The 11,335-nt window shown below is 62.9% G+C and carries 9 protein-coding genes; 1 reads left to right on the plus strand and 8 read right to left on the minus strand.

Going from position 1 to position 11,335, the window contains the following annotated elements; genetic code table 11:
- Positions 1–4: 4 nt before the first annotated feature.
- The 8 genes from GPT34_RS03605 to GPT34_RS03640 form a co-directional block, all read right to left on the minus strand.
- Positions 5–715: a crotonase/enoyl-CoA hydratase family protein gene (locus tag GPT34_RS03605; protein ID WP_291009767.1), complete on the minus strand. Its 711-nt coding sequence runs from the start codon at positions 713–715 to the stop codon at positions 5–7.
- Positions 716–858: 143 nt separating this feature from the next.
- Entirely contained in the window at positions 859–3,258 is a 2,400-nt protein-coding gene (locus GPT34_RS03610; RefSeq protein WP_291009769.1) for a 3-hydroxyacyl-CoA dehydrogenase/enoyl-CoA hydratase family protein, read from the minus strand.
- Positions 3,259–3,387: 129 nt separating this feature from the next.
- Positions 3,388–3,825 (minus strand): DUF2147 domain-containing protein, encoded by a 438-nt coding sequence (locus GPT34_RS03615; RefSeq protein WP_291009771.1) that lies wholly within the window; start codon positions 3,823–3,825, stop codon positions 3,388–3,390.
- Positions 3,826–3,858: 33 nt separating this feature from the next.
- Entirely contained in the window at positions 3,859–5,655 is a 1,797-nt protein-coding gene (locus GPT34_RS03620) for an acyl-CoA dehydrogenase C-terminal domain-containing protein (RefSeq protein ID WP_291009773.1), read from the minus strand.
- 43 nt (positions 5,656–5,698) lie between these two features.
- Positions 5,699–6,406 (minus strand): TetR/AcrR family transcriptional regulator, encoded by a 708-nt coding sequence (locus GPT34_RS03625; RefSeq protein ID WP_291009775.1) that lies wholly within the window; start codon positions 6,404–6,406, stop codon positions 5,699–5,701.
- Between the two features lie 197 nt (positions 6,407–6,603).
- Positions 6,604–7,257, minus strand: coding sequence for a nucleoid occlusion factor SlmA (gene slmA, locus GPT34_RS03630; RefSeq protein ID WP_291009777.1), 654 nt, complete (start codon positions 7,255–7,257; stop codon positions 6,604–6,606).
- Positions 7,258–7,426: 169 nt separating this feature from the next.
- On the minus strand, positions 7,427–8,338 hold the full coding sequence (argB, locus tag GPT34_RS03635; protein ID WP_291009779.1) for an acetylglutamate kinase: 912 nt from the start codon (positions 8,336–8,338) through the stop codon (positions 7,427–7,429).
- Positions 8,339–8,529: 191 nt separating this feature from the next.
- Positions 8,530–10,515, minus strand: coding sequence for an SDR family oxidoreductase (locus GPT34_RS03640; protein WP_291009781.1), 1,986 nt, complete (start codon positions 10,513–10,515; stop codon positions 8,530–8,532).
- Positions 10,516–10,752: 237 nt separating this feature from the next.
- Between GPT34_RS03640 and GPT34_RS03645 the strand changes: the two genes are divergently transcribed.
- On the plus strand, positions 10,753–11,292 hold the full coding sequence (locus GPT34_RS03645; RefSeq protein WP_291009783.1) for a phasin family protein: 540 nt from the start codon (positions 10,753–10,755) through the stop codon (positions 11,290–11,292).
- Positions 11,293–11,335 lie beyond the last annotated feature (43 nt).

Here is an 11,335-nt window from a genome sequence, read left to right on the forward strand (position 1 = left end):
AGGTTCAGGCTTGAGCCGTGCCCAGGCGCTTCCAGTCGGCGATGTCTTTTTCGACGGCAGATGGCATGGCCGACATCACCGGCGCGCGCAGGCGCTGCTTGGTGGCGCTGAACGAGGCTGGGTGTGCTTTCTTCAAGCGCTCCACATGCGCCTGCACCGCCTCAGCCAGCGCCTCGGGCGCCACCGCTTCGTCCAGCAGGCCGGCGCGCACGGCGTCTTCCCCGGCGTAAGGCGATGCCGTGCCGACCAGGTGCAGGTGCGGCGTGGTCACGCGTTGGCGAATCGTCTCCAGCGCAAAGTACGGCAGCGTCATGCCGATCAGCACCTCGTTGGCCTGGAACGTGGCACCGGCCTTCAGGCCAATGCGCACATCCGCGCACTGCAGCAGAAACAGGCCCATGGCCACCGCGTGGCCCGAGCAAGCGGCGATCACCGGGTGCGGGTACGACAGCACCCGCTGCGCCAGCTGTGCGCCTCCGGTCAGCATCTGAAACGTCACCTTGGGGTCGCCCGCCTTGAACACGCCCAGATCAAAGCCGCCGGAAAATACGCCCTGCCGCCCGGTCAGCACCACGATGGCTTTGTCCGCTTCGGCGCGGTCGAACGCCGCATTCAAGGCCGCCTGCATCGCCGGGCTCATGGCGTTGGCCTTGCCATCGTCCATGGTCAAGGTGGCCACGCCGTCGGCAAAAGCGTAAGAAACCAGATCAGTCATGTGTGTCTTTCCAAATCAGTCTAGCCAAGGCGCCATCCGGCGCGATGTATCCCAAACCCAGGATGCCTCGGAGCCGGCTCCGCCGGGCCGCCAGCATCGCCCCTTGAGGGGGTGACGCGCTGCAAGCGAGGCGTGGGGGTGGGTCAATTTCGGACGGGTTTGCCTGTGTTCAACATCCCCAGAATCCGCTCCTGCGTCTTCGGGTGCACGATCAAGGAACAAAACGCCTGGCGCTCCAGCGTCATCAGGTATTCCTCGTTCACCAGCGTGCCCGGGTCGACGTCGCCGCCGGTGACCACGTTCGCGATCAGGGACGCGATGTGGAAGTCGTGCTCGCTGATGAAACCACCGTCGCGCATGTTGACCAGGCTGCCCAGGATGGTGGCCTTGCCGTCCCGCCCGGCCACCGGGAACAGACGCTGGTGCGGCGCGCGGTAGCCGCTGGCAAACATGGCTTTCGCTTCACTGAGCGCCACGAACAGCAGCTCGTCCTTGTGCGGCACGATCAGGTCGCTGTGCAACACATAGCCCAGCTGGCGTGACTCGATGGCGCTTGTGCCCACCTTGGCCATGGCCGCGGCGGTGAAGCCTTCCGTGAGGAACGGCAACAGGTCTTTGCCGGTGGAGGTTTCCGCGTTTTCGGCGGCGCGACGCGCAATGTAGGTGAGGCCACCTGCTCCCGGCACCAGGCCCACGCCCACTTCCACCAGACCGATGTAGCTCTCCATGTGCACCACGCGGCGCGCGCTGTACACCGCGAGCTCGCAGCCTCCGCCCAGTGCCAGGCCGCGTACTGCCGAAACGACCGGCACGCTGGCGTAACGCAGGCGCAGCATGGTCTGCTGCATGAAACCTTCGGCGTCTTCGATGGCGGCCACACCCACGGCCATGAAGGCCGGCAGCATGGCCTGCAAATCAGCGCCAGCGCTGAAGGGCTCGTCACCCGACCAGATAACCAGGCCCTGGTACTCCTTCTCCGCCAGCTCAATGGCCGTCATCAGGCCCTCACAGACCTCGGGGCTGATGGCGTGCATCTTGGTCTTGATGCTGGCGATCAGGACCTCGTTGTCCAGCGTCCAGACACGGATCGAATCGCTCTCCTCGATGGTCGTGCCGGCCATCTGAAACTTCGGTCCGGCTTCGCCCAGCAGCAACTCGGGGAAGTGCTGGCGCTGGCACACCGGCAGGTCGCGGCGCGGATCGAAGGCATTTTTCGATGGGTTCCACGAGCCTTGCTCGGTGTGCACGCCACCGGCCTCAGCCACAGGCCCCTTGAACACCCAGTCGGGCAGGGGCGCCTTGCAAAGCGCCTTGCCGGCATCGATGTCCTCCTGGACCATCTTCGCCACGTCCAGCCAACCGGCTTCCTGCCAGAGCTCAAACGGGCCCTGCTTCATGCCAAAGCCCCAGCGCATGGCCTGGTCCACATCTCGCGCAGTATCGGCGATGTCAGCCAGGTGCACGGCAGCGTAGTGGAAACCATTGCGCAGAATCGCCCAGAGGAACTGGCCCTGTGGGCCTTCGGCGCCGCGAAGCAGGCGCAGGCGCTCGGCCGCGGGGCGCTTGAGCATGCGGCCGTAGACCTCGTCGGCCTTGGCTCCGGCAGGCACGTACTCGCCGCTCTCACCGTCGTAACGCAGGATGTCGCGCCCCACCTTCTTGAAGAAGCCGGCCTTGGCCTTCTGGCCCAGGTGGCCGGCCTCGATCAGCGCTTTCAAGACGGGCGGCGTACCAAAGCTCTCGTAAAACGGGTCGGTCTTCAGCGACAGGTTGTCCTGCAGCGTCTTGATCACGTGCGCCATGGTGTCCAGGCCCACCACATCGGCGGTTCGGAAGGTACCGCTGCTGGCGCGCCCAAGGCGCTTGCCGGTGAGGTCGTCGACCACATCAAATGTAAGGCCGAAGTTTTCCACCTCCTTCATCGTCGCCAGCATGCCGGCGATGCCGATGCGGTTAGCCACGAAGTTGGGCGTGTCCTTGGCGCGCACCACGCCTTTGCCCAGACCACTGGTGACGAAGGCCTCCAACTGGTCGAGGATGACGGGTTCGGTCGTGGGGGTGTTGATCAGCTCCACCAGCGTCATGTATCGCGGTGGATTGAAAAAATGGATGCCGCAAAAGCGCGGTTTGACCGCTTCGGGCAAGCCTTCGCTCAGCTTCGTGATCGACAGGCCCGAGGTGTTGCTGGCCACGATGGCATGGTCGGCCACGAAAGGCGCGATCTTTTTGTAGAGATCGAGCTTCCAGTCCATGCGTTCGGCAATGGCCTCAATGATGAGGTCGCAGCCGCGCAGCAGTTCGAGATTATCTTCGTAGTTGGCCTGGCCGATCAAACTGGCGTCACTCGCCACACCCAACGGCGAGGGTTTGAGCTTCTTCAAGCCGTCGACCGCGCGGGTGACGATACCGTTCTTCGGGCCTTCTTTGGCGGGCAGGTCAAACAGCACCACCGGCACCTTGACGTTGACCAGGTGGGCCGCGATCTGCGCGCCCATCACACCGGCACCGAGCACGGCGACTTTCTTGACTTGGAATCGGTTCATGGATCAGATTTCTTTCAACGCTGTGGGGCGCGTGAAGGGTAGTAGTTCAAAGATGCCGCGGAGTCGGCTTTGCCGGGCCACTGGCATCGACCCCCTTGAGGGGGTCGCGCGGAGCGCGGCGGGGATGACTCACTGGGCTACGCGAATCCAGGTTTGCGTTCGGCCGATGCCAAACACCGAACCGCGGACTTCAAGCTTCTTGCCATCGTCTACCGGGGTTAGGCGCAGCGTGTAGGTCTTGCCGTTTTCCGGGTCAAGAATCTTGCCCTCTTCCCACACGTCCTTGCCATCAGTCTTCTTGGCACCGCGGATGATCTCCAGGCCCAGCATGGGTTTGCCCTTACGGTCGTCAGTGCACTGTTCGCACACGGCATCCTGCTTGGCTTCCTTGCGCAGCAGCTTGTTGATCCGGCCGGTGAGCACGCCGCCGTTTTCGGCGATTACGATCTCCGACTTGATCTCGTTCGTCTTGTCATCGATCGAATGCCAGCTGCCCACGGGTGTGAGCTGTGCCCAGGCAGCAAACGGGGCGGCGGTGAGCAGCAAGGCGGCGAGGGCTTTGATCATGGTGTGTTTCTCGAAATGGCGGGGATACTGGGTTTATGCTAAGGCGAGGTCGGTGTCCATCAGGACTTTCGAGCCTGCCCGGGCGGTGCGCATCAGGGTCGCGGTTTCCGGGAACAGCTTGGCAAAGTAGAACCGCGCGGTCTGCAGCTTTGCTTGGTAGAACGGATCGGTGTTGCCCGCGGCGATCTCACGCAAGGCCACCTGGGCCATGCGGGCCCAGAAGTAGCCGAACACCAGGTGCCCTGCAACGCGCAGGTAATCGACCGCGGCAGCGCCCACCTCGTCCGGGTTCTGCAGACCCTTGAAGCCGATCTCCATGGTGAACTTAGTGATCTGCTCACCCAGCACTGCAATCGGGTTGATGAACTCTGCCATCTTTTCGTTCACGCCTTCTTCGGCCACCAGGGCGCCGACCAGCTTACCGAATTTCTTCAGCGCTGCACCCTGGTCGCCCAGCACCTTGCGGCCCAGCAGATCCAGGCTCTGGATGGTGTTGGTGCCTTCGTAGATCATGTTGATGCGGGCATCGCGCACAAACTGCTCCATGCCCCACTCCTTGATGTAGCCGTGGCCTCCAAAGACCTGCTGGCACATGGTGGCAGCTTGGTACCCGTTATCGGTCAGGAAGGCTTTGACGATGGGCGTGAGCAGCGAGAGCATCTCGTCACTGTCCTTGCGCACTTTTTCATCCGGGTGGTTGTGCACCTTCTCCAGCAGCACCGAGCTGTACATCGCCAGTGCCCGGCCGCCTTCAGCGTAGGCCTTGGCGGTGAGCAGCATCTTGCGTACATCGGGATGCACGATGATCGGGTCGGCCGGCTTGTCCTTGGCTTTCTTGCCGCTCAGGCTGCGCATCTGGATGCGGTCCTTGGCGTAGGCCAGTGCGTTCTGGTAAGCCACCTCGGTCAGACCCAGCGACTGGTTGCCCACGCCCAGGCGCGCGGCGTTCATCATCACGAACATGCCTTGCATGCCCTTGTGCGGCTGGCCCACCAGGGTGCCGACCGCTCCGTCGAGCACGATCTGTGCGGTGGCGTTGCCGTGGATGCCCATCTTGTGCTCCAGACCGCCGCAATAGATGCCGTTGCGCTCGCCGATGGAGCCATCTGCCTTGACGTTAAACTTGGGCACGATGAACAGGCTGATGCCTTTGATGCCAGGAGGCGCATCGGGCAGGCGGGCGAGCACCAGGTGAATGATGTTATCGGCCATGTCGTGTTCGCCAGCGCTGATGAAGATCTTGTTGCCGGTGAGCTTGTAGGTGCCGTCGGGCTGCGGCTCGGCCTTGGTGCGCATGAGGCCCAAGTCGGTGCCGCAGTGCGGCTCAGTCAGGCACATGGTGCCGGTCCATTCGCCGCTGGTCATCTTGGCCAGGTAGGTGGCCTTTTGCTCATCGGTTCCGTGGGTGTGCAGCGAGGCATAGGCGCCATGAGTCAGTCCGGGGTACATGGTCCATGCCTGGTTGGCCGAGTTCATCATCTCGTACAGACACTGGTTGACCACCAGCGGCAGGCCTTGACCGCCGAATTCGGGATCGCACGACAGCGCTGCCCATCCACCGTCGACGTAGGTTTTGTAGGCTTCCTTGAATCCCTTGGGGGTGGTCACTTCATGGGTCTTCTGGTCGAGCTGGCAGCCTTCGGTGTCACCGCTGATGTTGAGCGGGAAGATCACCTCGGCGGCGAACTTGCCCGCTTCTTCCAGCACCGCGTTGATGGTGTCAGCATCGGTGTCGGCATGCATAGGCATGGTCTTCAGTTCGTCGGTGACCTTGAGCAGCTCGTGCATCACGAACTGCATGTCGCGCAGAGGTGGGTTGTAAACGGGCATGGTGAACTCCTGTGGCGTGAAAGTGAAAAGACAAAAAGCTGAGTCAGCGCAGGGCCGCGTCGGGACGGTGTTTGCGCGATGCTTGGGTGATCGGGATGGCCGCTGGCGCGGCGCTGAAGCGCTGCACGATGCCCTCGAAGGCCCGCAAGGCGCGTCGGGTCGAGTCTGGGCTGCGCAGGAAGCGGGCTTCGTAGTGCAAGGCCAGAATCTGGGCGTGAATCTCGAACGCCATCTGATCGGCATCGGTGTCAGCGCGCAGATGGCCTTCCTGCACCGCGATCTCCACCGCGCGTCGCATGGCGGTCAGCCAGGTGTTGACCGAACTGGCCAGCGCATCGCGCACCGGGCCCGGCCGGTCGTCAAACTCGACTGCACCACTGATGTAAATGCAACCCGAGTCGATCTCGACCGTGGTGCGCTTCATCCAGTTGTCGAACAGGGTGCGCATGCGAGGTAGGCCACGCGGCGCACCCATGGCAGGGTAAAACACCTCTTCCTCAAAGCGCGCGTGGTACTCGCGTACCACCGAAATCTGCAGCTCTTCTCGCGATCCGAAGTGCGCGAACACGCCTGACTTACTCATCTTCATCACCTCGGCCAGCGCGCCGATCGACAGCCCCTCCAAGCCGATCTGCGTCGCCAAGCCAAGAGCCGCATCGACGATGGCAGCCTTGGTCTGGCGACCTTTCTGCAGCGGTTTGTGGCTGTCCGCTTCGCGCCGGGGGCGCAACTGGCTGTGGGTATCGGGCATGGGCGAGGGTGGCTGGAATCGGAAAAACGAAAAGCGATCGACAAATAATCGAACGGTCGTTCTATTTTTACCGCAAATACAGCCACCCGGGGTGAATGCCCTGCCCAGAGAGCGACTTTTGTCTAGGGTTCCGCCCCTAATGCGCCACGCCTAGCGCCGAAAATGCGGGTTTACCCGAAGTGCAAACGGCTGTGAGTTCAGAGGTGGGCGGCGGGGAGCAGCAGCGCGAGGCTGTGTTCCAGACTTTCGCTTGGAGAGCGCTTGAAGCCGCTGCGCGCATACCGCTGCAGGCGGCCCACGCAAAACGCGGTGATGACGGAAGCGTCGGCTTGCGCGTCGACGGTAGGGGTCACGGCACCCGTCATCACCGCAGCTTCGCGCAGGTTTTGCCGGAACGCTGACTCGATCTTGTCAAAGAACAGGTTCATGCGCTGTTGCAAGCGCTCGTTTTCGAACACGAGTGCGTCGCCCACCATGACGCGCGTCATGCCCGGATTCTTCTCGCCGAATTGCAGCAGCAAGGTCATCAGCTTGCGCGAGCGCACCAGGGCATCGGGCTCGCGTTCGCCGAGCTGGTTGACCAGCCCAAGCACCGACTGCTCGATGAATTCGATCAGCCCTTCGAACATCTGTGCCTTGCTGGCGAAATGGCGGTACAGGGCGGCCTCGCTGACTTCCAAACGGGCCGCCAGGGCCGCGGTGGTGATGCGCTCGGCGCCGGGTTGCTCCAGCATGCTGGCGAGGGCCTGCAGGATCTGCACCCGGCGCTCACCGGGCTTGGGCCGCTTGCGCCCGTTGCCTTCTGCGGCCCCCACGCGCTCAGACGCAGCATCGGCATCAACGTCGTTCATGGGCGTGGACTCAGGGTCGCTGGAGGTCATGGGCTATCGGTCCGTGATTGATCGTTGATCGGGCTTGCTGGCGACCCGCTGCTTGTCATCCCTGCGCAGATTCTCGCACAGCACAACAGCCTGTTACAGGCTGGTCGCCCCCTCGCTACAGGGGGTCGCGAGGACCCGATCAGTGGCTCCTGATCATGGTGCCGAATGGCTGATCGCCCAGCACTTCGAGCAGCAGCGCGTGGGGCACGCGACCGTCCAGGATGTGCACTGCGGCGACACCGCTTTTGGCCGCGTCAAGAGCACCCGAAATCTTTGGGATCATGCCGCCCGAGATGGTGCCGTCTGCCACCAGCTCGTCGATGCGCCGCGGCGTGAGCTCGACCAGCAACTGGCCGTCGCGGTCCAGCACGCCCGGAATGTTGGTGAGCATGAGCAGCTTCTCGGCCTGCAGCACCGTAGCCAGCTTGGCGGCCACCACATCGGCGTTGATGTTGTAGCTCTCGTTGTTCTCGCCAAAACCGATCGGGCTGACTACGGGAATGAAGGCGTCGTCCTGCAAGGCTTTGACCGCGCTCGGGTCGATGCTGACCACGTCGCCCACCTGGCCCACGTCGTGCTCCAGATTGGGATCTTTGCTGTCCGTCATGCGCAGCTTGCGCGCGCGGATCATGGCGCCGTCTCGCCCCGTCAGGCCCACGGCCTTGCCGCCTGCGGCGTTGATCAGACCCACAATGTCTTGCTGCACCTGACCGCCCAGCACCCACTCGACCACCTCCATGGTTTCAGCATCGGTCACGCGCATGCCCTGGATAAACTGCCCTTGCTTGCCCAGTCGCTTGAGCAGGGTCTCGATCTGCGGCCCACCGCCGTGCACCACCACCGGGTTGATGCCGACCAGCTTCAGAAGCACCACGTCTTCCGCGAAGTCCTGCTGCAGCTCCGGATCGGTCATTGCATTGCCACCGTACTTGATCACCATCGTCTTGCCGTGGTACTTGCGGATGTATGGCAAGGCCTGCGCCAGGATTTCGGCCCTCTCGCGAGGCTGGATGTGGCCGAGATCGACAGGGTGGGGATGCGGAATGGTCATGGGCTTGGACGTGAGTTGGGGTGGTGGATGGCAGAGAAATTGTAGGCCTCGACCCAGGCTTTCGATTTCGCGTGTTGCCGCGTCGCTCGCCCATCGCCGAAACGCTTTTGCTCAGTCAGTTGACAGCAAGAGGACGAAAAAAAGGCGAGCCGGCAGCCGGCTCGCCTGGCAGGCAGAAAAAGCGACAACGATCAGAAATGAATTCCGCGCATCATCTGCTGCATCGCCACCGCCTCGGCCGACAGTTGCGACTTCGCACCCTTCTCCCCCTTGGCCGCCGACGAATCGGGGAACATGCGGAAGCTGGTGTTCATCACGATCTGGGCCACACGCGGCACGAAGGCATGAAGCACCTGGCCGGTCACGCCAAGTCGCGTGGCGATGCGCACTGGCTTGAAGATGCAGGCCTGGGCGATCAGATCGGCGGCCTCTTCAGGCGCCAGTGTGGGCACGTTCTTGTAGATCTGGGTCGGTGCGATCATGGGCGTGCGTACCAACGGCATGTTAATGGTGGTGAACGAAATGCCCTGGTCGGCGAACTCGCTGGAGGCGCAGCGTGTCCATGCGTCGAGAGCCGCCTTGCTCGCCACATAGGCCGAGAAGCGCGGGGCGTTGGTGAGCACCCCGATGGAGCTGATGTTGACCACGTGGCCCTTGCGCTTGCTCACCATACCGGGCAGCAAGCCCATGGTCACGCGCAGACAGCCGAAGTAGTTGAGCTGCATGGTGCGCTCGAAGTCGTGGAAGCGCTCGTAGCTGCCTTCGATGGCGCGACGGATCGAGCGACCAGCGTTATTGATCAGGAAGTCGACACCGCCATGCTCTTCGATCAACCGCTTCACGAAACGGTCGGCATCGGCCATGTCCGCGATATCGGCCGAGTAGGCAATGAACTCATACCCCTTGGCCTTGGCCTCGGCGCAGGCCTCATCGAGCTTGTCCTGATCGCGGCCGCAGATGATGGTGGTGGCGCCGGCTTCGGCAAACTTGTGCGCCGCCGCCAAGCCAATGCCCGAGCTGCCGCCCGTGATCAGCACTACTTTGCCCGCGACCGTGCCGCGCAGGCTGCGGTCGATGTGCAGATCAGGGTCGAGGTGACGCTCCCAGTAATCCCAGAGCCGCCACGCGTAGTCCTTGAGGTTGGGGCATTCCACACCGCTGCCCTTGAGCGCGGCCAGGGTCTCCCGGCAGTCGAAGCGCGTCGGGTAGTTGACGAAATTCATCATGTCCTCGGGTAATCCGAGGTCTTGCATGATGGCCTTGTAGACGCGGCGCACCGGCGCCAGCGCCATCAGCCCCTTTTTCACGCTCTTGGGGATGAAGCCCATGAGTGCGGCGTTGATGAACAGGTTCATCTTGGGTGCGTGCGCCGCTTTGCTCAGGATGTCGAGCACGTCTCCGACGCGGTAGCCCATCGGGTCCACCAGGTGGAAGCAGCGGCCGCTGGCGCGCTTGTGGTGGCTGATGTAATCCAGCGCATCGACCACGAAATCCACCGGCACGATGTTGATGCGGCCACCCTCCAGGCCTACGCTCGGCATCCACGGCGGCAGGATCTGCCGCATGCGCTGGATCAGCTTGAAGAAGTAATACGGGCCGTCGATCTTGTCCATCTCGCCGGTGCGGCTGTCGCCCACCACCAGCGCCGGGCGGTAGACCGACCATGGAATTTTGCACTCGGTGCGTACGATCTTCTCGCTCTCGTGCTTGGTCATGAAATAGGGGTGGTCGATATTCTCGGCCTCGTCGAACATGTCTTCTCGGAACACTCCTTCGTAGAGGCCTGCTGCCGCGATCGATGACACGTGATGGAAGTGCCCGGCGCCAATCGCCTTAGCCAGATCGACCGTGTTGCGCGTGCCGTCAATGTTGACCGCAATCTGGCTCTCGGCATCGGCCTCCAGGTCGTACACCGCGGCCAGATGGTAGAAGTGATCGACTTTCCCTTTGAGGCCCTTGATGGCGTCGGCGCTCACGCCCAGCTTCTTGCTGGTCAGATCGCCAAACACCGGCACAGCCCGTGACGCGCTCACGCCCCAGTACTCGCGCAGCCCCGCCACCTTGCCTTCGCTGGCCTTGCGGATCAGGAAGTGCACCACCGAACCCTTGCGTTCCAGCAGTTTCTTGACCAGGCGCTTGCCAATGAATCCGGTGGCACCGGTGACGAAATACTGCATGCGACTCTCCTGATGGGGTGAAAAACGAAAACCGGCCGCACTCAAGTCGACCTTAGCCTGCCATTCTTGACCAAGACGGGCGGGCCACCATTCCGCAGAAACCCGCGGGAAGGCGCGCAGGGTTTAGTTGTGTGCACCTACACAAGGCAGGATCGGGCGCCTACATTGCAGTCAGTTGCCTCGACATCGTCGCGCGGTGCCCGAATTTGTTTCAACCTTCTTTCACGGAGTCCCCTCATGGTCAAGAAAATCCAGAAGTCCGGCAGCGCTGCCCAATCCGCCGGCCAGGCTGCTTCGCCCCTGTCTGGCGCCATCAAGGATTCGGCCCAGCAGATTTGGCTGGCCGGTCTGGGCGCTTTTTCCAAGGCACAGGCCGAAGGCGGAAAAGCCTTTGACACTCTGGTGAAAGAGGGCCTGTCGATCCAGCGAAAGACTCAGGCCGTGGCTGAGGAGCGCATCTCCGAAGCCACCAGCCGCGTGTCCACGATGGCCACCGACATTTCGTCCAAGGCCGCTGGCAAGTGGGACAAGCTGGAAAACATCTTCGAAGACCGAGTAGCCACGGCCCTGAACAAGCTGGGCGTGCCCTCGGCACGCGATGTCGAAGCGCTGATCGAGCGCATCGACGCCCTGACCCAGGAAGTGCACAGCCTGGGCGGCAAGCCTGCGGCGGCTCGCAAGACCCCCCGCAAGACCGCAGCCAAAGCACCGGCGAAGGCTGCTCGCAAGGTGCCGGCCAAGGCGGCCCGCAAGACCTCGCGCGCCAAAGCGGCTTGATCACGCCGGTGGCGGCTGAGCCGCCCACCGACCCAGGGGCGCT

This window comes from Hydrogenophaga sp. (assembly GCF_011390835.1).
GTDB lineage: Bacteria > Pseudomonadota > Gammaproteobacteria > Burkholderiales > Burkholderiaceae_C > Hydrogenophaga.

What these genes read in the sequence shown, in the direction of transcription:
- GPT34_RS03605 (WP_291009767.1), bottom strand. Translation starts at nt 715, where the DNA reads ATGACTGATCTGGTTTCTTACGCTTTTGCCGACGGCGTGGCCACCTTG.
- GPT34_RS03610 (WP_291009769.1), bottom strand. Translation starts at nt 3,258, where the DNA reads ATGAACCGATTCCAAGTCAAGAAAGTCGCCGTGCTCGGTGCCGGTGTG.
- GPT34_RS03615 (WP_291009771.1), bottom strand. Translation starts at nt 3,825, where the DNA reads ATGATCAAAGCCCTCGCCGCCTTGCTGCTCACCGCCGCCCCGTTTGCT.
- GPT34_RS03620 (WP_291009773.1), bottom strand. Translation starts at nt 5,655, where the DNA reads ATGCCCGTTTACAACCCACCTCTGCGCGACATGCAGTTCGTGATGCAC.
- GPT34_RS03625 (WP_291009775.1), bottom strand. Translation starts at nt 6,406, where the DNA reads ATGCCCGATACCCACAGCCAGTTGCGCCCCCGGCGCGAAGCGGACAGC.
- slmA (WP_291009777.1), bottom strand. Translation starts at nt 7,257, where the DNA reads ATGAACGACGTTGATGCCGATGCTGCGTCTGAGCGCGTGGGGGCCGCA.
- argB (WP_291009779.1), bottom strand. Translation starts at nt 8,338, where the DNA reads ATGACCATTCCGCATCCCCACCCTGTCGATCTCGGCCACATCCAGCCT.
- GPT34_RS03640 (WP_291009781.1), bottom strand. Translation starts at nt 10,515, where the DNA reads ATGCAGTATTTCGTCACCGGTGCCACCGGATTCATTGGCAAGCGCCTG.
- GPT34_RS03645 (WP_291009783.1), top strand. Translation starts at nt 10,753, where the DNA reads ATGGTCAAGAAAATCCAGAAGTCCGGCAGCGCTGCCCAATCCGCCGGC.